At 45.2% G+C, this 24,517-nt stretch carries 18 protein-coding genes; 7 read left to right on the top strand and 11 right to left on the bottom strand.

The annotated features are described in order from the left end of the window. The first annotated feature begins 17 nt into the window (after positions 1-17). Positions 18-989 carry an ABC transporter substrate-binding protein gene (locus HYN46_RS06910; protein ID WP_114898689.1) on the top strand — a complete coding sequence of 324 codons (972 nt, stop codon included), beginning with the start codon at positions 18-20 and terminating at the stop codon, positions 987-989. Positions 990-993: 4 nt separating this feature from the next. On the opposite strand, the gene HYN46_RS06915 is transcribed toward HYN46_RS06910, so the two are convergent. From HYN46_RS06915 to HYN46_RS06960, 10 genes are all read right to left on the bottom strand, one after another. Next, a complete protein-coding gene (locus HYN46_RS06915) occupies positions 994-2,328 on the bottom strand; it encodes an LLM class flavin-dependent oxidoreductase (protein WP_210009442.1) in 1,335 nt (444 codons plus the stop codon). 108 nt (positions 2,329-2,436) lie between these two features. Beyond that, positions 2,437-3,978, bottom strand: coding sequence for a DHA2 family efflux MFS transporter permease subunit (locus HYN46_RS06920; RefSeq protein ID WP_114898690.1), 1,542 nt, complete (start codon positions 3,976-3,978; stop codon positions 2,437-2,439). Positions 3,979-3,987: 9 nt separating this feature from the next. Continuing rightward, positions 3,988-4,734 carry a tRNA-dependent cyclodipeptide synthase gene (locus HYN46_RS06925; RefSeq protein ID WP_114898691.1) on the bottom strand — a complete coding sequence of 249 codons (747 nt, stop codon included), beginning with the start codon at positions 4,732-4,734 and terminating at the stop codon, positions 3,988-3,990. Positions 4,735-4,746: 12 nt separating this feature from the next. After that, on the bottom strand, positions 4,747-5,526 hold the full coding sequence (locus HYN46_RS06930; RefSeq protein WP_114898692.1) for a 2OG-Fe(II) oxygenase: 780 nt from the start codon (positions 5,524-5,526) through the stop codon (positions 4,747-4,749). An 11-nt stretch (positions 5,527-5,537) separates the two neighbouring features. Next, complete coding sequence (locus HYN46_RS06935) at positions 5,538-6,545, bottom strand: aliphatic sulfonate ABC transporter substrate-binding protein (protein WP_114898693.1); 1,008 nt, start codon at positions 6,543-6,545, stop codon at positions 5,538-5,540. A gap of 20 nt (positions 6,546-6,565) precedes the next feature. Further along, positions 6,566-9,088 (bottom strand): TonB-dependent receptor plug domain-containing protein, encoded by a 2,523-nt coding sequence (locus HYN46_RS06940; RefSeq protein ID WP_228254915.1) that lies wholly within the window; start codon positions 9,086-9,088, stop codon positions 6,566-6,568. 11 nt (positions 9,089-9,099) lie between these two features. Then, on the bottom strand, positions 9,100-11,628 hold the full coding sequence (locus tag HYN46_RS06945) for a TonB-dependent receptor plug domain-containing protein (RefSeq protein WP_114898694.1): 2,529 nt from the start codon (positions 11,626-11,628) through the stop codon (positions 9,100-9,102). 2 nt (positions 11,629-11,630) lie between these two features. Continuing rightward, on the bottom strand, positions 11,631-12,155 hold the full coding sequence (locus HYN46_RS06950) for a RidA family protein (RefSeq protein WP_114898695.1): 525 nt from the start codon (positions 12,153-12,155) through the stop codon (positions 11,631-11,633). 133 nt (positions 12,156-12,288) lie between these two features. Beyond that, entirely contained in the window at positions 12,289-13,878 is a 1,590-nt protein-coding gene (locus HYN46_RS06955; RefSeq protein WP_114898696.1) for a flavin monoamine oxidase family protein, read from the bottom strand. 327 nt (positions 13,879-14,205) lie between these two features. After that, positions 14,206-14,982 (bottom strand): aspartate/glutamate racemase family protein, encoded by a 777-nt coding sequence (locus tag HYN46_RS06960; RefSeq protein WP_114898697.1) that lies wholly within the window; start codon positions 14,980-14,982, stop codon positions 14,206-14,208. Between the two features lie 325 nt (positions 14,983-15,307). Here HYN46_RS06960 and HYN46_RS06965 point away from each other — a divergent pair, with 325 nt between their 5' ends. The 6 genes from HYN46_RS06965 to HYN46_RS06990 all read left to right on the top strand — a co-directional run bounded on the left by HYN46_RS06965 (position 15,308) and on the right by HYN46_RS06990 (position 22,810). After that, entirely contained in the window at positions 15,308-18,280 is a 2,973-nt protein-coding gene (locus tag HYN46_RS06965; RefSeq protein ID WP_114898698.1) for an insulinase family protein, read from the top strand. Positions 18,281-18,447: 167 nt separating this feature from the next. Beyond that, a complete protein-coding gene (locus HYN46_RS06970; RefSeq protein ID WP_114898699.1) occupies positions 18,448-19,140 on the top strand; it encodes a paraquat-inducible protein A in 693 nt (230 codons plus the stop codon). Further along, a complete protein-coding gene (locus tag HYN46_RS06975) occupies positions 19,127-19,861 on the top strand; it encodes a paraquat-inducible protein A (protein WP_114898700.1) in 735 nt (244 codons plus the stop codon). Before HYN46_RS06970 ends, HYN46_RS06975 begins: the two co-directional genes overlap by 14 nt. A gap of 19 nt (positions 19,862-19,880) precedes the next feature. After that, positions 19,881-21,533 carry a PqiB family protein gene (locus HYN46_RS06980; protein WP_228254916.1) on the top strand — a complete coding sequence of 551 codons (1,653 nt, stop codon included), beginning with the start codon at positions 19,881-19,883 and terminating at the stop codon, positions 21,531-21,533. Then, complete coding sequence (locus tag HYN46_RS06985; protein WP_114898702.1) at positions 21,530-22,210, top strand: PqiC family protein; 681 nt, start codon at positions 21,530-21,532, stop codon at positions 22,208-22,210. The genes HYN46_RS06980 and HYN46_RS06985 overlap by 4 nt, the downstream gene beginning before the upstream one ends. 165 nt (positions 22,211-22,375) lie before the next feature. Beyond that, the gene (locus tag HYN46_RS06990) at positions 22,376-22,810 is read left to right on the top strand and encodes a VOC family protein (protein WP_114898703.1); all 435 of its coding nucleotides are present in this window, start codon (positions 22,376-22,378) and stop codon (positions 22,808-22,810) included. 99 nt (positions 22,811-22,909) lie between these two features. Here HYN46_RS06990 and rimO read toward each other — a convergent pair whose 3' ends face one another. Next, complete coding sequence (gene rimO, locus HYN46_RS06995) at positions 22,910-24,256, bottom strand: 30S ribosomal protein S12 methylthiotransferase RimO (protein WP_114898704.1); 1,347 nt, start codon at positions 24,254-24,256, stop codon at positions 22,910-22,912. Positions 24,257-24,517: the final 261 nt, after the last annotated feature.

The raw sequence follows: 24,517 nt of genomic DNA on the forward strand, positions 1-24,517 counted from the left end.
TGATGGAAAGATAACAAATGAACCGACGGGAAATTTTAGGCGGATTTGCAGCACTGAGTTTATTTGGTGTAGCCAGTTGCTCCAAATCATCAGATTCGAAGACACCATCTGATTGGGATAATCTCACTTTAAATGTAGCGACTTATAAAGGCGCTGCGCGTGATTACATGACAGAGGCTGGCGTCAAGCCACCCCCTTATACGGTGAAATATGCAGAGCTTGGTGGGGGAAACCTCACCTACGAAGCCATCGCCAGTGGAACAGTCGATGTCGGTCCCATGAGTGAGATTCCACCGATTTTTGGCATTGAACGTCATATGCCTGTAAAAATCATTGGCGTTCTACGCGGGGATGTCAATAATCAGGCGATTATTGTGCCTGAGCACTCGACTATTCGATCTATTGAAGACTTAAAGGGAAAACGTGTAGGCTACGTACGTTCTACGACCTCGCATTATTTGTTGCTGAAGGTCTTGAAAGAAAAAGGCTTAAGTTTTGATGACATTATTCCTGTGGCATTAACGCCGCAAGATGGTTCAGCTGCATTTCAAAGTGGGAAGCTTGATGCTTGGTCTAGTATTGGTTACTACATTCAGCTCGCCCAGCAAAAGTCCCATGCTCGTATTTTGAAAACTGGGCTTGGCTATTTATCCGGTAACTTTGTGATTGCCGCGAATGCCAAGTCGATTGCTGACCCGCGTAAACATGCGGCTATTACCGATTATATTCTACGCGAGTATCAGGTTTGGAACTGGATCCAAAAGCATCCAGAAGAGTGGGCGGCCAAGACTGAGCAGATTATGGGGGTACCAAAGGCATTATTCCTTGAGCAATTCAAGCATCAAAGCCAACCGCGAGTCCTTGTTCCTGTTGATGACGCAGCCATCCAGTCTCAACAGGAGGTCGCTGATGTCTTCTTTCAAGCAGGGTTATTAAAACAGCATGTCGATGTGAGTGGCATTTGGGATCGAAGTTTTAAATGGGGCTAGTTAGCTACCCCCGTTTATTTTCAACTCGCTTTAATCCTAAGTGATCTCTCAGTGTTTTTCCTTCATAGGCTGTTCTTAATAACCCTCGACGCTGTAGTTCAGGAACAACCAAGTTTACAAAGTCATCTGCCGCAGTGGGTAGATGGGTGAACATAATATTGAAGCCATCCGCCCCATAATGATGGAACCAGTGCTCAAAGTCATCTGCAATATCACTCGCCGTACCAACGATAGTACGATGACCTCCAGAGGCTAGCTTACGTAAAAGCTCTCGAACTGTAGGGCGATCTCGATGGATCAAGTCAATCACCAGTTGCTGACGACTCTGATGACCTTGTGTCAGTGGTGGGTTCTTTGGGAGGGGAACTTTGGCATCCAAAGGCAAACTCGTCAAATCTACGCCCAAATCCAAGAAATCAATGATGCTGCTAAAGATCATGACAGGATCAAGCAGTGCTTGTAACTCTTCATATTTTTCTTCTGCTTGCACTCGACTATGCGCGACAACTGTCGCTACACCGGGCAAAATCAATACATCATTAGCGGAGCGTCCCAGTGCTATCGCTTGATCTTTTAATTTTTGATAAAAAGCTTGAGCCGCAGGTAGGGTTTGCTGAGCAGTGAAAATTAATTCTCCTGCACGTGCCGCAAGTGCGAGACCCTCTCCAGATGAACCCGCTTGAGCAATGACTGGCCAACCCTGAGGAGGGCGTGGGGTATTTAATGGTCCACGTACGGAGAAGCATTCTCCTTGATGTTGAGCCAAATGAAGTTTAGCTGGATCAACCCATTGACCAGAAACAGGGTCTCTTAAAAATGCATTATCATCCCAGCTATCCCAAAGTTTGGTGACTACATCGAAAAACTCTTCTGCCCTGGCATAACGCTCCTGATGGGGCAGATGATCAGTGCGATTAAAATTTTCACCACCCCCTAAGGATGTAACTAGATTCCATCCTGCACGACCACCGCTGAGTTGATCAAGCGAAGCAAATCGTCTGGCGACATTAAAGGGCTCGTTATAGCTAGTATTAACCGTTGCCACTAAGCCAATATGGTTCGTCACCATGGAGAGAGCAGTCAATAGCGTCATGGGATCCCATCGTGATGTATGGGTATTTCTGGAAAATCCCTTCGCGCCCAGATCCCCTAGTTCAAAATTATCATTGAGAAATAACGCATCGAAACAGCCGCGCTCTAAGGTTTTTGCATAGTTGACGTAACGCTGGATATTAAAAGCGGCATCACGATCTGCACTGGGATGTCGCCAGCCCGCAAAATGACTGCCCGCACCAGATAAAAAACCACCTAGTCGGATGTGATCCTGTCGTTGGCCCATAAAAGATTTCCTTAATCGAGGTTTTTTTAAATGCAAAAAAGTGAAACATAAGCATCAAAAAAACCTTCTCATTCAAGATGAGAAGGCGTGCATGCGAGGACTAAAAATTTATTCCGTTGCCGACTCTACGGTCTGAGCAATCTCGACAGTCTTTGGCTGTCGCAAAGCAATCGTAACGATTGCAAGAGAGATCAATGTAGTCGCCACCAAGAACAACATCACTGTTTGATATCCTTGTACAAAAGACGTTTCCACCCAGTGTCGAAGAGTATCTTGTGCAATGCCCAAGTGGCTGGAGAAAAGCTGAACTGCATGTTCAGGATTAGAAATCGCATCCTGTAGCCAAGGGGTCTGCGCTGCGGTGTTACTGAGTCCTGCAAACTCTTCTGCCGCAAAATAGCGATAAATTCCGACACCTACTGCGATTCCAATACCACCACCGATATTATGCAGAGTCATGACCGAACCAATAGCCAGTGAACTAGAATCAGCAGGTACTGAGCTCATGGCTTGCACTGTAGATGGCCCTAATATGGCTGCCCATGCGATACCCATCAGGACAAATGCCGTCAAAATGATGAGGATGCTGGTACTGGCTGAGAAAGTGGCTTGAATGGCTGCGGAGACAACAAATAAGGATAGTCCTGCTTTAAGTAGAGGTGCTGGACCATGACGATCAACTAATCGGCCAACGACTGGAGACAGTAGCGCAACACCGAGTGTGGTGGGAAGTAATAGCCAGCCAATCGCTGCAGCACTCTCATGACGCACGACAGAAAGATAAAGCGGCATGACAAAAAAAGCTATACAGTAAAAAACAGCAAGGCCGGCACTGGCAGTGGCACTGGCGACAAAAGCGCGATTTGCAAATAAACGAAGATCTACAATCGGTGAAGAAACACGAAGTTCTACAACGATAAATGCGATCAATGCAATGACTGATAGACTTAAGGCACCCAGAATTGCAGGAGATATCCAACCCCAAGTAGCCCCTTGCACGATCACCAGAATCAGGCTCGGTAGGCCGATAAGTAGCAATGCGCTACCCAGCCAATCTAAGCGGCCTACAGTTTCTGCACGCGACTCGCTTACACTAATACGCATGAGTCCCAAACTTAAGAGTACAAAGGGAATATTCACTAAAAATATCCACTGCCAACCAAAAGCATTGGTAATCAGTCCACCTGCAACTGGACCGACGGCAAGCCCGATACCATTCACCCCGAACAGAATTCCAAAGGCGCGACCCTGTTCTTCAGGTGCAAAGGTATTAGCAACAATGGCACCTGATGCGGTATAGAGTACAGAGCAGGCGAGCCCCTGAATGACTCGTGCAATGATCAGCTCATTGACACCTCCGGCTAAACCCGCCCACAGCGATGCTGCACCAAAGCCAATTAAACCTAAATAAAGCACTTTACGCCTGCCAAATAAATCAGCAAGGCGCCCAAATAAAACTGCTGTACTGGATAGCGCCAGTATAAAACCATTGATGACCCACTGAAGGTCACGCACAGATACGCCGAAATGCTGCTGCAATGCAGGAAGAGCGGTATTGACTACCGTAAAGTCAACACACCCTAAAAAACTAGCAATACTGACCGCGGCGAGTGCGAGCCATCGACGGTTAGCGAGAGTTGATGTCGTCATAAGTAGTTCCTAAATGGCAATAGCAAAACGCGGTAAACGCGATACGAAGGTGCGATGAATGAAAGGGATGGGGTTACCACGTTTTTTAAATTTGATGGGGAGCCAACGTGCACGATCAGGTAAAAATGGCTCGACAAAATGCACACGACTTGCAGCCATAGCATCAGTCATTTTTTGCGGATAGATGATGTAGTCATACCCTTGCTCAGCCCATAGCGGCATAATGACGGGGATTTCCTCAAAGATATATTCACGGCAATTGGCTGCAGCTGCTTCAAAGTCTGCATCAGGATCACGAAGTTTTAATCGATCAATAAAGACGTTGATGGTGGATTCTACGGCACTGCGAAAGTCTTCAGACTGCTCAAAAGTATGTTCAATTTTTTTGCGCCATTCGCTATAACTTTCAGAGGAGAGCTCATCCGTCCAGCGCTTAATTTCCACATTCATTTTTAATGCAGACAATGCAGGTTGATTACGTTTAATCCATGCTTCGCCAGCTTGGATAGAGCGAGTGAGTGCTTCTGCGGTGTTATTCGCATTGATATTATGGCGTTGTAAGGTGTCAGCAACCACGACCTTGCAGTGTGAGAATCCCGATTCATTGAGTAAGTGAATCGCTGAATAAAAATGCTGGTCTTCGTGATAGTCCTGACCGACACTAATGGCAAGTACACAGCGTTTGCCAGTAAAGTCATGCTCTTCACCGCCTTTGTTAAAGTAGGCTTTTAAATTGATCTCATAAATTGTAGTCATGATTTTTCTCCTTTAGCTCCAATAAGCCAGTGGTTGGTTTTCGCCGAAATATCCGACAAAGGCACTCAATGCAACACGCACACTATCGCTTGAGGGCCTTACTGCATGGATTAAGCGAGGGTTAAGAAGTATCAAGTCTCCCGGTTGCGGTTTGATTGAGGTTGCTGGCGGGGGAAGCGTTTCTCGATCAAGGCCGTATTTGCGGTCTCCCTGAAGCTTTTGATATTCTTCTTCAGAGGGCTCGATATCCCACATTTCGAGCTCTCCGCCGTGTTCAGGAATTTCTAAATAGATATTCACGGAAAGCTGCTTAAGCAGCTCGGATTGATCATGTGAAGGCGTATTCCGTTCTAATTTATCGGTATGAGGGATGAGATCCATACCAGCCCGTTGAAAACGACAAATCCCGACAAAGCATTTTTTGCCATTAACCTGAAGAAGCTTTGCACCTGTCGGCCAAACTTCATCCAGCAATAAACGCAATTGGTCTATCGGAGAGGCATAGGGCTTAAATGAGTTGCGAATTAAGCGAATGTTATCCAGAGCGACTTCGTGATAGTGTGCACGGTCGGTTTCACTCTTGATTTCAATCAGTCCCTTGCCAATACGAACATAGGGTGTTGATGCATCAAGCATTGTTTGAGATTGATGCTGATAGAGCACATCCTTGGCATGCTCAACAGTTTCAATGGGACAAAAATTCTTAATATGAATTCCAAAAGATTGTCCATTGACCACGTTTAAAATGTGCTCATGATTGAGCTCTGACAACGATGACAGCGATTGAAACATGCTGATAACTCCTATTTTGATTGTTCACTTTGCGTATGATTAAAACTGGGATCAAAAATGCTCTTTGAGATGATGCTCTGAGGAAGCAGTCCTTCTTTGACATAAAGATTAATGCTGGTCTGCATGTCATCAATCACACCTTGATCGATAGCAATGACATGTGGGTGACCATGGGTGTTAGATAGATAGTGCACTCGGACTGGAAGGCCGGTTGCTTTGGCTTGAAGCTTTGCAAATTCTTCCTGATGTTGATTGGCCCACTGGTAAGCATGGGTTACGCGTTGAATAAAATCGGCGAGTTGCGCACGTTTAGTATCGATCGCTTGTTGATTGGCCGTGAGCATGATGTTGCCTGCAAAGAGTTTTTCCCCACTGGCAATGACTCGAACGTTGCCTTCAAGCTCAGCCATGCTGGTATAGGGGTCCCAAGTGGACCATGCATCAGCCCCACCATTGGACAGTAAAGTCCGGGCTTCGCCGGGCTGCAGGAAAATAAATTCTACATCACGACCGCTGTGACCCAGTTGGTCGAGAACCGCCAAAGCGAGGTAGTGACCGACGGAACCTTTAGTGGTGGTAATGCGTTTACCAATGAGGTCTTCAGGCTTTTGCAGCGGTGAGTTTTTATTGACCACGACGGCGACGGCAGTTGGTGTGACTCGAGTACGGACGACTGAAATGACCTTCAGTGGTGCATGGCCTGCAAGTGCAAATGCCAATGAGGCATCGCCGAGTACCCCGATATCGATAGCATGGCTGCTTAAGGCTTGTGCAGTTTGTCCAGCAGAGGGGAATGACGCAAACTCAATGGGGTAGGGCAAATTTTTAAGTTCGCCAGATGCTTCTAACAAGATTTTTAGGGAGTTTTTTTGACTGCCGACATGCAGTCCAATTGCTTTTTGTTTGTGATTGATGCTTATGAGTAGGTAGACAATCACCAAGCTCAACACGATGACCAACCCAAGAATGAAATACCTTGAGATTTTCGGTTGTTTTGGTTGTGGCTTGGCGATTGTCATATTGCTCTAACCCTTCTTGTTTAAAACTTCAGAGACAAACGGCTGTAATAGAACCCACCGGCAAAGCCATATGGTGAGAACATGCCGTATTGATAAGTGCCAGCCCATGCCTTGATACCGACTTCACTCGGATAGATGTTGAAGAGGTTATTGGCACCAATTGCGAAAGTCGCTTTTTCAGAGAATTTGTAGGCGACATCGAGATCTGTAATCCATTTCGGGGCATAGGTACGGTCATCCACAGCATTCACTGCGCCTTCGGTATATTTGCCATAGCGTGAAAACGCTAAATTCACCGCCCAATCTCCAATGCTGTAGTTACCCGAGACGATGAGTTTGTTTTTTGGTGTCGCTTTGGTCAGATCAAGTTGCTGCTGACGATCGAATAAACTGTATCCACTGCCCAGACTTGCAAGAGCCGCAGGTGTTTTTTTGAGATCAAGGATTTCAGTCGTATTTTGATTAAATGCGAGGCTCCATTTGACTTGACCATATTCATCAAGTGGTTGGAGGTATTCCGCAACGACATCGATGCCTTTGGTTCGAGTGTTGACGGCATTGGTGTAGTACTGTCCAGCCAGATTGGGCTGCAGTCCATTGGCTTGCAGAATTTTGGACACGGCCGCACCTTTTAAGATGCCTGTTTGTACGATGCGATCATCAATATCAATTTGATATAAATCCGCAGTCAGTTTGAGACGCTTAATGGGTTCCGCAGTTAAGCCCAAGCTATAGTTGACTGAGGTTTCAGGTTTAAGCGGTGTTGCCCCCAGTGCTTTTGCTTCCGGAGAGTCGACACGTAAAAGCTTGGTCAGGTTACGAACCTGATTGCCATTAACCACACTGGTAATGGTACTGGTGCTGGAGAACGCAGTTTCGGCGAGTGAGGGAGCATGAAAACCATTGCTAATGGCGCCACGCACCGCCCAGCCATCGATAAATTCATATCGCGTACTCAGCTTGCCACTGGTCGTGCTACCGACATCGCCATCATAGTGTTCATAACGGCCTGCTACTCCTAGATCCCAGCGTGAGGTCAGCGGTAGGTTTAAATCCAGATAGGTCGCTAGAACATTACGATCAGCTGTACTGGCATCGGCAGGTGTGATACCAGACACAGAAATCAGACCCGGTTGTGGTTGTTGTCCTTTAAATGGGCCAGATGGAACAACCCAAGTTCCTTGGTTATAGGAAAGTGGTTCTCCTGCAGTAATTTCAAACTGCTCCCAGCGGTGTTCAAAGCCAAAGGAGGCTTGAATTGGCTTTTGCAAACCGATGTTGATTGCGCGGGTAAAATCAAGATTGTTGGTCCATTGACTAAAAAACTGCTCACCGAGCAAAAATTGACTCGGACCATTTAATCCTTGCGATAAATTTGCATTATTGGAAGATTCTAGTTTGTTCTGATCACGACCATAGGTCGTACTAACATCCCAGTTCCACCCCAGAGTTTGCCCTTTGAGTCCGACCGCGCTTTGATAGTCTATTTCGGTTAATAAGCGTCTGGCTTGTGGTCCATCTGGAAATGGGCTCCCAGCGACTCCAGATAGTGCAGTTAAGTCAGTTGGTAAGCGATGCGCTAAATCTTTAAACGCTTCTCTATAACTTAATGTCGAAAAGGAATAGAAAGTTTTATCGTCTATGGGCAGCTCAAGGTTATAAGCGGTACTAAAAGTACGGTCACCTCCTAATCCATATTCTTTGCCCCAGCCTGAGCGATTGGCTTCACGAGGGTCAGGTTGACCATTAGGCAGTCTGAAATAGAGTTGACCTGTCGCATCTCCTGCTCGAGTCCATGCTTGTTGAGTACGGGCATTTAAAGAAAAGTGTGCAAATCCGCCATCAGACCCTACTTTAATACCGCCATCAATTCCTTCAGATGCCGTTGCACCATCGCCTTTGTAATATTGCCCCAGTGATGATTCGCTGTTAATCCCGCTATCATCTTTTTTTAAGATGATGTTAATGACACCAGCGATGGCATCGGAACCATATTGTGCAGCAGCACCATCTCGCAGAACTTCAATACGTGCAATCGCTGATAATGGAATTAAATCGAGATCCACGGGAACAGAAGCGGCACCGACCCGTGCTAAGTTATTGAGCAACGCTGTGTTATGTCTGCGTTTACCATTAACCAAGACCAGTACTTGATCGCCACTGAGACCGCGCATGCTGGGGCCACGTACCAGATACGATGAACCGCCGCCATTAATCGTAGGGACATTGAACGAAGGTAAAACCGCACCTAGCGCTTCTTTGAGACTACTTTTACCTGTTAGTAGCAATTGCTTATTGGAGATGACGTCAATAGGAACTGTACTTTTAGTGACCGTCCGAGGCGTTCCACCACGAACACCTGTGACTACGACATTGGTAATTGCATCAGGGCTATCCGAAGAACTATCCGATTTTTCTTTTGTACTCTGTAGAACTGGTGACTCGTTTTGTGGAGTTGCAATGCCTTCATTTGCATAGGTGGTCCCCGTCATCAAGCAAAGAATACTGACTGCGAGTAGCGTTGGATTTGTTTTAATATTCATTATTATCCCCCTTAGAATTTATAACTTAAGCGGCCGTAGTAAAAGCCACCATTGAAGCCAAATGGAGAATAGAGACCGTATTGGCCAAAGCCTGAGGCTGAGATAAAGCCATTCTTGTCTGGGAAAATATTGAAGATGTTTTTGGCACCCAGAGCGAGTGTGAGTTTAGGGTTAAAGCGATAGCTGCCTTCGAGGTCGCTGATCCATTTGGCGCCAAAGGTACTGTCTTTCTTCGGATCGGCGGGATCGTACACGAAGGTATATTTGTCATAGCGTGTTAAACGCAGCAGGAAAGACCAGTCTTGGTAAGCCCAGTCAGCACTTAAAATGAGTTTGCTTGCTGGAATCGCGGTCGTCAGTAGATTACGGGCCTGACGATCAATCAACTGATAGCCACCCCCTAAGTTGGAGAGTACTGCGGGGTTATCTTTGACATTGGTGATCTCGGTTTTGCCGTAGTTATAGGCTGCGGTCCAATTCACACTTCCCCAAGTACCAAGGTCTTGCTTATAGTCGGTGACGAGATCGATACCGCGGGTTTGGGTATCGACAGCATTGGTAAAATACTGCCCCCCATCTGCAGCAAGTACGCCCTGCTTCTCAAGAATCTGACGGACTTCCGTACCGCGTAGGGTGCCACTCAGCGAAATGCGATCTTTAATATCAATTTGGAACGCATCTAAACTGATATTGAGTTTTCGAATGGGATTCCATGTCAGACCCAGACTATAGTTGTTGGAGTGTTCCGGTTTAAGTGGTGTTGCACCCAATGCTTTCGCCGCGGCTGAATTGACTGGAAGCACCCCGTAGTTATAAGACTGATAGACGCCGTTGATAAACGTAAAGGCAGTTGAGCGCGTGGTATAGATTTCATTGGCTAACTGTGGGGCTCTAAAACCGTTGCTCAGAGTCCCGCGCAGTGCAAAACTGGGGGTAAATTCATAGCGTGTGCTGAGCTTGCCACTGACGGTTGAGCCGACATTACGTGTGTATTCCTCAGCCCGCCCTGCAAGATTAATGCTCCATGCTGAGGTCGGTTGTAGCCCTAGCTCAAGATAGCCCGCATAGTTATTGCGGCTAATTTTGGCGGCATCGGTAGGCGTAATTCCGGCAGTCACTTGTGAACCAGCATCAGGTTTTTGTCCTGCGAGTGGACTCCCTTTGGGGTAGATATATCCTCCATCGGCATAAGAGGCATATTCTCCTGCAACAGTTTCATAGCTGTCGTAGCGATGCTCAAGTCCTATGGATAAAGAGGTGGGTTTTGCAAGTCCCCAATCCAATGCGCGTGAAAGATCGAAGTTGTTGACCCACTGACGAGAAACCCAGCCTCCTGCATCAAACTCATTTTGCGTTGCAGGGCCAAATGAGGCGTTTTGATTATCGCGTGTGGATTGATCTGCATGGCTTTCGCCAAGCGTACTGCTAAGGTCCCAGTTCCAGTCTGCCCATTGACCTTTAAGCCCAATCGCAGTCTGAAAATCACGTTCTTCAATCCGCCACACAGGGGAGTAGCCATCTGGGTAGCCATGAGGACCCTCAGTAATCGTATTACGACCATTCGGGACACGGTAATTCATGGTCAATTCACCTTGGCGAAAGCCCAGTGTTGAAAATGAATACAGGTTTAATTGATCATTAATCGGTAAATTAAAGTTATAGGCGAGATTAGTCGACTTGATTTGCGGTAGACCATAACCTAAATAGGTTACTTGATGCGTTTTTGGTTCGCGAGGGTCTGGACTTCCATTTGCTAATGGGAAGTAAAGATTTTTATAAGTGTTTGGGCTGGCTTGGTTGGTATTGTCTTGATAGCGTGCTTCTAAAGCCAGTTGTAAAATGCCACCTTGCCCGACTTCAAAGCCATAGTTAATAGCTTGTTGAACTGTATCGCGTTGACCATCAAAATCTTGCCCGACCGTCGTTGTTGCCGTACCACCAGTCTTTTGTTTGAGGATAATGTTAATGACGCCTGCAATGGCATCCGAACCATACTGTGCGGCAGCACCATCGCGCAGAATTTCAACCCGTTCAATGAGTGATGTTGGGATATAGTCGAGATCCGCAGGTGCGGTCCCACTGTTTAAACCAGTGATACCAAGTACAGCACTGGTGTGACGGCGTTTACCATTGACCAGTACCAGAATCTGACCGGCACTGAGACCCCGTAGAGTTGGTGTACGAACAATGGCCTCTTTATCACCTCCAGAGAGGTCTGGTAAGTTGAATGAAGGAACATAGTTAGCTATCGCTTCAAGTAGCCCAACTTTGCCGACAGCTTCTAATTGCTTGCCTGTGATGACATCAATGGGAGACAGGCTTTTGGTGACTGTGCGCTGGGTCGTGCCTCTATTACCCGTCACAATGACCGAGTCAACAGGGGATGATGCATCACTCGTGCTTTGTACACTTTCTAGATTTGCGGAGTCCGCATAAGATTGGTGACTTAATCCTGTTGTGATCAAGAGCGTGAGTAACGATAGACGGAACGTCGGTCGAGATGAAGTATTTGACTTTGTTGATTGAGAATTTAAGATCATGATCAGTCTGCCTTTTTCACTGCTGAAGACGCGCGCGCAGCGACAGCTTCGATTTCAATCAGGGCGTGTGGCAATACTAGACTGGCAACACCGACCGTCGTCCGAGTGGGAACGTTCGGTTGGTCTTTAGTGGCAAAAAATTGGGTATAGGATTTTTGCAATCCTGAAAAGTCGAGTTTGTTCCCTTTATCGGGATCAGCCACCAAGAAAATGCGCAGCTGAACCACATCACCAAAGCCAAGCCCTTGACGCTTAAGCGCTGCATCTAGTTTTTTTAGGACGGCTTCAGTTTGCGATGCGGTATCTCCACTGGCATGCAGCTCCTCGGCTGGTGCACCAGCATTGGCAGGATCGGGCAATAGCCCACTGAAATAAGTGAGTTCAGTACCAGCCCCAAGTGTCACGGATTGCAAAATTGGGAAGCTTGAGTGTGGCAATGGTGTGCGTTGAATCGTGTCTGCGTGGGATTGGCTATTAAGGAGTGCCAAACCAAACAGACTACTGCTAAAAAATCGTTTAATGCTCATTGAAAAAATACCCCGTTGGTTAAATCGTGGTTGTGAACCCACAACCGAAAAGAAAACTTAAAACTGTCTAAAATCAGTGATATTGCATATCAGAACTTGTGTTTAGACTTAAATTTCAGAAAAATCGGTGATGTCATGCAGCAGCCTCCTGAGTCACTGAACCTGTTTGGGTTGCTTGTTGTAAAATTACATGTGCAACTCGACGAGCAGATGCCGCGGCGGACTCTTGCCATATCCCAATGCCGCTATGGGCGAGACTGTCACTGCTTAGATGGACCCGACCTTGTGGTTGATTGAGAAGGTCGTAGGCAGGTTGTTTTACTTCATGAGATGACCATGGCCCTAGGCTGTAAGGAATTCTGCTCCATGAGATGGCTACAGGATTTTTGAGTAATTGACTGCGATTAGGGTGCAGTAGTTCTACAGCTTGTTTAGATAACGCGATCTGTTCTTGATGGCTTTTTTCACCAAAGCGGCGCGCTACCTCGCCATTGTTATAGGCACCGATCAGCACGCCTTCAGGCTGCTGGAATCCACCGCTGGGATACCAAAAGCTGTAGGCATCGTGATTAAGAAATGATAATCCACCATAAATTTGTAGATCAGTCTCCCAGAAACGCGGTGATTGCCACGCGACTTTATTGGCAAAACCAAATTCAGTCGCCGCGATAGCATCTTTGACAGGCTGGCTGAAGTTGGTCTGTAGTTTTGCGAGTAATGGCAAAGGTAGCGTGACTACAACGTAATCTGCCGTGAGGGTAGATGTCTGACCTGTTAAACGATCTTTTACGACCACAGATGCTGATGCTTCTTGATTTTCGATAACTTGAACTTCGCTATTGAAGCGGACGCGTTGCCCAAGTCGTTTATGAAATGCTTTGGGAATTTGGTCCATGCCACCAACCGGTTGAAACATGGTTGGGGAGAACTCTGGATATTCATCAATGACTAAAGCAGTCCAGAGTGCTGGGTTCAACAATGATTTGAGCGGTAGTGGGGCACGTTTCACAGGAAGTTGATCCCCAGCCCCAGGAAGTACTTTATAGCCAGAGCGTGCAGATCCTTCATAGGTTTGCTTGTCTGAAAGATCGCCCCAGATTTTTAGAAAGTCTTGTAGGTTTTTACGGTCCGCTTTAGACAGTGTTTGAGGTACTGAATCGTTTCTAACGGATTGGGTGAGTAGTTCAGCAATATAACCTCGTGCGTCATTCACTGCTTGACGCAATTGAAAGGGAGGTTCTGTGAGATCAGGTCTGACCAAAGCATTGCGGCTCGTGTTAACGACCACTTCGAGCGCTACACCCAGTTCTCGGCAATAACCCAGCATGATTTGATGGTGACTTGGAATACGTGCTGGCCCAGCGTTGAAATAAAAGCCTTGATCAAACTGTACCGTTTGGGTTGTGCCATCCGTGTATTCGACTTTATCACCACGTCTTAGTGTCCAATTACGTCCTCCAACACGATCACGTGCCTCAACTACGGTTACATCGAATCCAGCGCGCTGTAACTCGTAGGCAGAGACCAGACCACCAATCCCTGCACCAACGACGATGACCTTCTTACCTGAAGCTTGTGTTGTTGATTGGGGAAGGGATGTTGTGGTTGTGGACGAATCAGCAATGCTACTTGCGGAAGTGGAAGCCGCAGCACGTGTACCGAGGAATGGGTAGCTTCCAAGGGTAGATAATCCAATCAGCAGTTCACGTCTGTTTAAAGCCATAGCATCACCATCGTTATGATCAAAAATGCAAATTTGTGTACAAAACGAGTCACAAATTGCGTGTTAGGCTGATCATAGGGATAGTGTTAAAATAATGGAAATACATTTTAATGATAGGTTTATATAAAAAACTTTTATTTTAATTTTGAGCTGTTGTTCTAAATATTTATTTTAAATATATGATATTTATATTCATTATTGTTATAAGTTGCTAGTTAAGTCATTGTTGGTAGACTTTCACGGTTTTAGAATGAGAACACCCAGGGTGCGCGCATTTAAGAGCTCGCACCAAGCAGGGTGATCCTCTAGAGATTGCTATGTGATTGATTATTTAAACTGACGATTACCTAGGGTTTCGGCAAGCGAGTCGTAACCTTTGGTGGGTTTGCTGGCGTTGAACTTGTAGACCCGTTCACTATGTTTTAATCCCAGATTGCATATGGCTTGCGCTATTGCGATGGTTACTGGCGCAGGGTCAATCACAGGGACATAAATGCCTTGGGCTCTCAGTTGAGCTGTGACCGCTTCCGCGCTACCCAAAAAACCAGTACATCCGAGGACTATCACATCAGCACGGTCTTCAGTGACAGCTGCAGCTGCCTCTACAGCTAAAGCATTGTGCAGAGCTGAGGTATCAGTTAAAAGGTTTAAAACGGGAATATTAATGACGCGAATCGATGCTAGCTTATCGATCACGGCGTACTGGCGGGCGAGGTTTTCAATCATGGGTCGAACTGATTCAACAACGGTCACAATCGAAAACTTATGTCCGAGGAGCGATGCCACATGCATTGATGTTTGCCCTGGACCAAAGACTGGGATATTGGTTGCCTCGCGCGCTGCTGCAAGGCCAGGATCTCCAAAGCAGGAAATAATTGCAGCATCTATACCTTCATTTTCTGCACGAGCGACTTCTTGAACGATACCCGGTGTAGCCAATGCCCGGTCTAATTCGCATTCTATTGAAGAAGGCCCTGTAACCAATGTGGAGTATGAAACTTCTAAATCGTCTTTTTGCAAACTTTTAATATAATTCTTCAGATCTGCAGCGATTTCGCTGGATTCATTGGTAAAGTGGGGTGAGATAATGCGAAGCTTCACCATCAGTTTTCTCCGTAATAGTTTTCCAACACGTGTAAATATGGAATCGATGTTTCATCTTAGAGAGAAAGAATTGATGATAGAAATACATTTTAGTGATAGGTTTATATAGAAAAAATTTATATTAAGTTGAATTTAAGGTGTCTCCTGTTGTATTTCAAAACCTTCAATCTCGTTTGATCGTGTTTTAAAAGATCGAAATCAGGAAATCCTTTGACAAATAACACGATTTTGCACTTGTTATCTGCGTGCCAAAGCCCAAATAATTATCCATTGATCGATCAAACAAATTAATTGGACGAAGTGTTATTTCGCCTTTGGAGTCTCCATGACCGCTGCATTGCCTACCGAACCATCTAAAACGTCACCTGCTGATCTCCAGACAGTCAACGCCTTTGAAACTTTTGACTTATTAAGACGAGAGCCAGTTGAAGCTCTATCTGCGGAGTTATTTGAGTTTCGTCATAAGGTGACGGGTGCCGTGCATTATCATTTGGCTGCGGATAATGATGAGAATGTTTTCATGGTTGCCTTTCGCACGCAGCCTATGGATTCAACAGGCATTGCGCATGTGCTCGAGCATACAGCTCTATGTGGGTCTAAGCGCTACCCAGTCAGAGATCCATTCTTTTCAATGATTAAACGTTCACTGAATACCTTTATGAACGCGTTCACATCTGCGGACTGGACGGCTTATCCATTTGCTTCACAAAATGAAACGGATTTTTTTAACTTATTATCGGTGTATTTGGATGCAGCATTTTTTGCCAATCTGGATCCATTAGACTTTGCTCAAGAGGGCATTCGCATTGAACTGGAAGCTGGGAAACCAGTCTATAAAGGTATTGTATTCAATGAAATGAAAGGTGCAATGAGCTCGCCAACAGATCAGCTTTATCACCAGCTTGCCCACACGCTCTATCCAACCACGACTTATCACTATAATTCAGGCGGAGATCCTGCGGATATTCCGAAGCTAACGCATCAGACTTTGGTTGACTTCTACCGTTCTCACTATCACCCGAGTAATGCGGTATTTATGACATATGGAAATTTGTCGCCAGCGGTTTTACAGCAGTACTTTGAAGAACAAGCGCTGAGTCAATTCCAAATGGGAGAGAAGCGAGTATCAGTTCCTGAGGTGCGCTATACAGAGCCACAACGTGTTGAGGCGACATATGCTGTTGATATCAGTGAAGGTGAGACGCTTGAAAATCGCACGCATCTCGTGTTGGCTTGGTTATTGCCAAAAACAACGGATATTCAAGCGAGATTTGCGCTTCGCTTAGTGGAGGGTGTACTGCTTGAAGATTCTGCATCGCCTTTGCGTCATTATGTAGAGACCTGTGGGCTCGGGGAGTCACCCTCACCACTGCTTGGATTGGATGACAGCAATTTTGAGATGAGCTTCTTTTGCGGTCTTCAAGGATCAAATGCTGAGCAAGCTGATGCTTTTGAGCAAGGTGTCTTGGCTGTGCTTGAACGTATTGCTGCGGGTGAAGTCAATGTTGAGCAGGTCGAAGCGGTTCTGCACCAGATTGAACTACAGCAACGTGAAATCGGCGGAGGCAGTTATCCTTACGGGCTGCAATTATTGCTGAATGGCTTAGGTAGTGCTATTCATGGTGGTGATCCACTTGCGGTGTGGCAACTTGAGCCTTTGTTGGCGGAGTTGCGAGAAAACTTAAAAGATGCTCATTATCTTCCTAATCTGGTTCGTCAATATCTATTAGAGAATCCGCATCGCGTTCGTCTCATCTTGAGTCCCGATAGTGAGAAAACAGCTCATGACCAACAGCTTGAGCAAGAAAAACTAGATCAAATCGAAGCCCATTTAACTGCTGAAGATCGTATCAAATTGGAGCGTGATGCTTTGGCACTGGCCGAGCGTCAAGCGACTATTGATGATTTATCCATTTTGCCTAAAGTTGGACTAGAAGATATTCCCGTTGACTTGAAGATCCAGACTGGTGAAACAAAGACGCTGAATGTGGCGAATACGACTGCACCGATCCATAGTTATGCTGCAGGTACCAATGGTTTGTATTATCAGCAAGTGCTGATAGAAGTCCCTCAATCGTTGTTGAATGGGAAGCTATTGTCGCTATACGTGTCTTTGGTTGGTTCAGTCGGTGCAGGTGAGCTGGATTATCTTGAAATTCAACAACGCCAAACTGCCGTTAGTGGTGGCATTAATCTCGGAGCAAGTCTAAGGACTTCGATTAATGATCAAGGACGGATTAGTTCTTTCTTGGTGTTATCAACAAAATCTTTGGCACATAAAGTTGAAGCAATATCACTTCTACACGATGCATTTATCAAGCTACGTTTAGATGAGGAGGATCGAATCCTTGAGCTACTTCAGCAGCGTAAATCACGTTGGCAGTCGCGGATCAGTGGTTCAGGTCATGCTTATGCGATGCAAACATCTGCACGTGATCTTAGTGCGTTAACGCATTATGAATATGAAAATACCGGATTGCCGGCGCTGCAATGGCTTCGAGATCTACTGACTCAAATTGAACAGGATGATGCGGTTAAAACACAGCTACTGAGTGATTTATCTGCATTGCATCAACAGATTATTGGATTACCCCGCCAATTCTTGTTGGTCGCGGAAGAAAATAAACTGACTGACCTCACATCTGTAATTGAGCATGTTTGGAAAAATACGGCATTCGCACCAACGACAGAAACAGTGACGACAATATCTCATGAAGAGAAAGCGGTAGATGTAGCATGGTTGATTCAGGCCAATGTACAGTTCTGTGCTGCCGCATATCCTGCACCAGTCGTTGATCATCCAGATACGGCGCCACTCATGGTGCTAGGTCCTTATTTACGCAATGGTTTTCTACATCGTGCGCTGCGTGAGCAGGGTGGTGCATACGGTGGTGGTGCGGGTTATGACGGTAATGCGTGTGCATTTCGCTTCCATAGTTATCGCGATCCACGTTTAGCGGAAACTTTTGTGGATTTTGAAGCAAGTATTCAATGGTTGTTTGATACACCACAAGAATCCTATCAACTGGAAGAGGCAATTCTGGGGTTGATGGGTGCTATGGATAAACCCAGCTCTCCAGCAGGAGAGGCGGTATCCAGTTGCCATTCGTTACTTCATGGCCGCACGCCAGAACAACGCCGTGCACTGCGTAAAGCATTGTTGGCCGTGACCTTGAGTGATTTGCAACGGGTAGCACAGACCTATTTGAAACCAGAATTACGACGTCGCTCGGTTGTTGCACCTTATGCGAAAGAGGCTGAGTTAATTACACTTGGATTTTCGATTGATCGTGTTTAATGAAATAGGCATCTGATTTACTTCGCCAATTCATACATTTTGCATGAATTTGTGATAGGTTAATGTTTATACCTTTTAATCATTCTGGCCAGTCTCTTTTTTTGCGTATTCGGCAACGATTAGACTGGCTTCGGTTCAGATAAACATTAAAGGCGAAATCGGGCACAATGCAACAAGAACACACAACCTCACTGCCTCAATCACACTCTTCATTGACGCCATTGCAACATGGCGTGCGATTTGATGTCCGTGACACAAGCAATCTTGCATGCTGTGAAGAGTGTGATGTGGTCTATCAACGTGTCGAACTCAAAAAAGGCGATAAAGCGTATTGCGTTTGTTGTGGTGCAGAATTATACCGACGCGGACGTACGCTTAGTGAGTTGCTGCCTTTAGTTTTGACCAGTTTAATCTTCTTTATCATTAGCAATGCTTTTCCGATTGTTGAAGTTGATCTGCAAGGTAATCTTTCCGAAACGACTTTACTCGGTGCTGCAATGGCCATGTTCCATGCTGGTCGAGCGCCAGTCGGGATACTCGTACTTTTAACTACGTTCGTTTTTCCTTTATTTGAACTCCTTCTACTATTGTATGTATTAATCCCCATTAATCTTTTCAAAACCAAGCCTCAAGGCATGGCTTTTGCACTCAGAGTGATTAGGGTCTTCCGAAATTGGGGAATGATTGAGGTGTTCTTAATCGGTGTGCTCGTCACTTTAGTCAAACTTGCCGGTATGGTTGTGGTCATTCCGGGTATTGCCTTATGGTCTTTTGCGGTATTAAGTATTTTTCTGGTTTTGGTAACCTCAGTTAAAGTGACAGATATCTGGGATGAGGTTGAAAAAAATGATTACCGCTAAGCCAGATCTTAAGTCATCGGATGATTCAAGCCCAGAGCAAATAGATTTTGAGCGTCAGCACTTTTATACCGCAAAAGATTTGTCGCTCATCTCTTGCCATAGTTGTGGGCATTTGAATGCCTTGACCGAGGATGGGAAGCATTGTGAGCGATGCCATGCGGTTTTACATATTCGTAAACCTGCAAGCTTGGACCGAACTTGGGCACTTATGCTTGCCGCTGTCATTATGTATATCCCAGCAAACTTGCTTCCGATGACTAGAACGGATTCTCTTTTAGGAAGTCAGGAAGATACGATCATGAGTGGGGTGATTTACTTTTGGCAAAGTAATGATTACCTCGTTGCTAGCGTGATCTTTATTGCCAGTATCTTTGTGCCGATGTTGAAGCTCATGATTCTTACTTTCCTGCTTATTGCTGTACGGCGTCAATCCTCAAACAAAAAGCGTTGGCGTCCTGAGCAGTGTGCAGTTCTATATCGGATTGTTGAATTCATTGGTCGTTGGTCAATGATTGACGTGTTCGTCGTCTCATTGCTCACCGCATTGATTCAAATGCAATCCCTTGCTACGATTTCTGCGGGTCCTGGGGCAGTGGCCTTTGGGGCTGTTGTTGTTTTGACCATGCTGGCATCACTAAGTTTTGATCCTCGAATTATCTGGGATAACTATTATCGTTATGCGACACCAGTAGCACTTCCTAATTCCACAAGCCAAGATTGATATGACTGAAGACAATAAAATGAGTGATGATCAAAATAAAGCCGCAGAGACTCCTGAAAATAGAAGTGGTTCTGTTGAGTTTCCTGAGCCACGTACTGCAAAGCCTAAACGTTGGAAGTTGTCATTGGTTTGGCTCATTCCTTTAGTTGCCCTGGCGATTGGTTTATCGCTGGTTGCCAAAAGCTTACTAGAAAAGGGACCGACCATTGATGTGACTTTTCGTACAGCGGATGGTCTTACTGCAGGTAAAACAACGGTACGGTTTAAGCAGGTTAATATTGGCTTGGTAAGAAACATTGCGCTTGCTAAAGATCGCTCTCATGTCATTGTCGCAATTGAATTAAAAAAAGAAGCGAGTAGCTTTGCTGCAAAAGATACACGATTTTGGGTGGTTACCCCGCGTGTTGGCGCAAGTGGGATTTCAGGAATTGATACTCTGCTTTCTGGGGCATATATCGGTGTTGATGGCGGTAAGTCAGATATTTTGAAAGAGCATTTTACAGGGCTTGAGTCGCCGCCGGTTATTGCGGCTGATGTGCCTGGAAAAAGCTTTTTATTACAGTCGAATGATCTTGGGTCATTAGATGCAGGTTCACCCATATATTATCGCCGAATTAAAGTGGGTCAAGTGAGTGGCTATAATCTTGCAGGTGATGGTAAAAGTGTTGAAGTTCAAGTTTTTATCCAAAGCCCTTATGACAAATATGTGACCAAAGATACGCGTTTTTGGCATGCTAGTGGTATAGATGTATCGCTCAATGCATCAGGTTTCCAATTGAATACCCAATCCTTGGCAAGTATTGCGGCGGGTGGTGTAGCATTTGGTTTTCCTGAAGGTTCGGATGCTCCAATTGCGCCTACGAATACTGTCTTTACTTTGTCGACCAATCAAGCTGAAGCATTGAAAGAAAATGACGGTACCCCGCAACAGATTCTTATGTATTTCGATCAGTCGATCAGAGGTCTGGCTAAAGGTGCACCAATTGATTTCCGCGGCATTGAACTTGGAACAGTTAAATCCGTGGGTATTGAATTCGATCCAAACTTCAAACAGATTCGATTGCCTGTGATCGCTGAAGTCTTTCCTTCAAGGCTTTCAAAAGGGCATGAGTTTGATCCTGATCGTGAAATTCTAAGAACATTTATCGCACGTGGCTTACGTGCTCAAATGCGTCCTGGAAATATTCTGACTGGACAAAACTACGTTGCACTGGATTTCTTTCCGAAAGCCAAGCCTGCGGAATATCATAAAGTAAATGGTATTGATGAAATTCCGACGATTCCAACAGAGCTGAGTGGTCTACAAGCACAAGTTTCGCAAATCGCTGATAAACTGACTAAGTTCCCATTAAATGAAATTGGTCAGGACGTTCGAAAGACATTGGCGACGATGAATACGACCATTGAGTCTACGGATAAATTGGTCAAACAAATGGATGGTAAGGTCGCACCAGCGATGCAGGCAACCCTTGATGATGCTCGCAAAACAATGAAATCGACAGAGACAATTCTGTCCAGCGATGCACCTTTGCAACAAGACGTTCGCCGTGCTGTTCAACAAATGACACGGGCCGCAGCTTCATTGCAAATCATGTCCGATTATATTCAAGAGCATCCAGAGTCGTTGATTCGTGGGAAAGCAACATCTAATAACAAGGAGCAGCAACCATGATGCATCTTAACCAGTCGTTGCTGCAGCGATCTATCGCAGTATTGAGTATTGGCGCTGTGGCACTTTTAACTGCTTGCAGCTTTTCATCGACACCAACGTATTACACACTGGCTTCAACAGCAAAGGCGTTGCCGGGTTCGACCATACGCTCAATTGAAGTTTTACCCATAGGTTTGCCTGACCGTTTAGATCGCACACAATTGATTTTGCAAGACGACTCTGGCAAATCAAAAATATTGGATCTACAACGCTGGACATCTGCCTTAAGTTCAGAGTTACGTGATGGTTTGTCCTCGAATCTTCAGCAGCGCTTAGGGGCCGTTGATCGTTATCATAGCGGCATGGTGACTACGCAGCCGACTTATCGTATTGCGGCAGATTTTGCACATTTTGATATTTTAGGGCAGCGCGTAGTGGATGGAAAGTCGGTATCCAATAGTATCGATGTATCTGTCACATGGAGTATTAAGAAGGTTGAAATTACGGATACTCATCCAGATCGTCAAATTGCATGTCGAATGGATTTTAATACGCCTGTAGACAGTAGTTTCGGAACAGGGGTTAATGCGATTGTGATTGCCTCTCGTCAGTCTTTAGATAAGGTCTCTGCGGCCGTTGCATCTTCCATCTTAGCTTTTGATCATGGTACTCCATCAACAGATGTTGTTTGTTCTTAAGTAACCATTTCAAATTATTATGACCATCAAAATGAGCGACTTAAGTGTGACTTAAGTCGCTTTTTAATGCACAAAACCTATACAGTGATCTGCAGGCATCTAATGCCATGATTATACCTCGGCGTAAAAATCTAATTTTTAAATACGCAAAATAAGGGGGGAATCATGGCAGTTCATTATTTGCCTGAGGGTTACAACACAGTTAATCCATATCTAATAATTCAGAAAGTAGATCAAGTTATTGATTTTTTGATACAAGTTTTCGATGCAGTGGAAGTTGGTCGGCTTAAATATCCTGATGGAAAGGTCTCTCATGCAGAACTGCAATTGGGGACATCTCGTATTATGCTGAGTGAAGCGATTGGAGACATGCCGGTAACACCTGCTGTCTTGGTTGTCTATGTGCCAGATGCAGATAAGGCCTATCAGCGTGCACTTATGGCAGGGGCTAAATCTGTTAGACCGCCTACTGACCAACTCTATGGTGATCGTTCAGGAGGTGTGACTGATCTGAGTGGCAATCAATGGTGGATTCATACGCATATCGAAGATGTTTCATTTGAAGAGATAGAGAGGCGTATGGCCTTAGAGCCAAAATAGTACTTTAATTTTAATTACTCCAAACGGCGTTTTATGTAGCCTAATGTCAGCTATATAAAACGCGCTTTGAGTTTGCTGTAGTCAAATAGTGATCACAAATTAATTTGTGGTTACTAAATTAGCATAGAGATCATATTCATCCGCATCAGTGATGGTCACAGTGACCTTGTCGCCAGATTTTAAACGGGATAGGTCTTCAGTGGTCAAGTCTTCAATATAAACATGGCCGTCGATTTCTGGTGCATCTGCATAAGAACGGGCGATCGCAACAGAGTGTTCTAAATCGAACTCATCAATCAAAACTGTTAATGTGCGACCAATACGTTCCTGAAGTTTTTGAGCCGAAATAATTTGCTGGGCTTCCATGAAGCGTTCATATCGAGATTGTTGAACATCGACTGGCACATGGTCAGGCAAATCATTAGCCACAGCACCTTCAACAGGAGAGTAGGTGAAGCAGCCGACACGATCGAGACGGGCTTCTTTAAGCCAGTTCAGCAAGTATTCAAAGTCTTCTTCGGTTTCACCTGGGAAGCCCACAACAAAAGTTGAGCGAATAACGATATCTGGGCATTTAGAACGCCATACCGCCAAACGCTCAAGCGTATTTTCGCTATGCGCAGGGCGCTTCATTAATTGTAATATCCGCGGACTTGCGTGCTGGAAAGGGATATCCAGATATGGCAGGATTTTACCTTCCGCCATCAAGTCAATGACTGCATCAACATGTGGATACGGATAAACATAGTGCAGACGCACCCAAACACCCATTTGCCCTAGTGCTGCACATAAGTCGATGAACTTACTTTTCAGCGGTTGGCCATTCCAAAAATCGAGTTTATATTTTAAATCTACACCATAAGCGGAGGTATCCTGAGAGATCACCAGAATTTCTTTGACGCCAGCATTGACCAGATTTTGTGCTTCTTCCATCACATTGCCGATTGGGCGGGAAACTAAGTCGCCGCGTAATGATGGAATAATGCAGAATGTACAGCGATGATTACAACCTTCTGAAATCTTGAGGTATGCATAATGCTTAGGTGTCAGGCGTATCCCTTGTGGTGGGACCAAATCAAGATAAGGATTGTGTTCTGGGGGCTGAGGAACATATTCATGTACTGCATTCATCACATCTTGATAGGCTTGCGGGCCTGTCACTTTCAAGACGCTGGGATGCATCGAACGAATTTTTGCTTCGTCTTTGCCTAAACAACCAGTTACGATCACTTTACCATTTTCACTGATGGCTTCGCCGATCGCATCAAGGGATTCTTGTACTGCCGATTCAATAAAACCGCAGGTATTAACAACGACTAAATCTGCACCTGAGTAGTCTGCAGCAACTTCATAGCCTTCAATACGTAACTGGGTCAAAATTCTTTCAGAATCGACCAGCGCTTTAGGACATCCCAATGAAACAAAACCAACTTTTGGCGAACTCATACGACATTTCTACTTAACAAGCATTTGACTTGTATATTGTATGCGCTTTGTGGCGCTGACGTAAGCATTGATGCTATTTATTCCTTATATTCAGCATAATTTCAAAATTATTGCCCTATTTTGGTGCTATATTAATTCATGTTTTATTTTGGTGCGCATGGGCGATTTTGTGGATGATTCATGGATAAATGGTTGTATTTTGTATCATTATGATAAATTTTCCTTACAAATCAAAGATTATTGCGCTGGTTAATTACTAAT

Source organism: Aquirhabdus parva, assembly GCF_003351745.1.
Classification (GTDB): Bacteria; Pseudomonadota; Gammaproteobacteria; order Pseudomonadales; family Moraxellaceae; genus Aquirhabdus; species Aquirhabdus parva.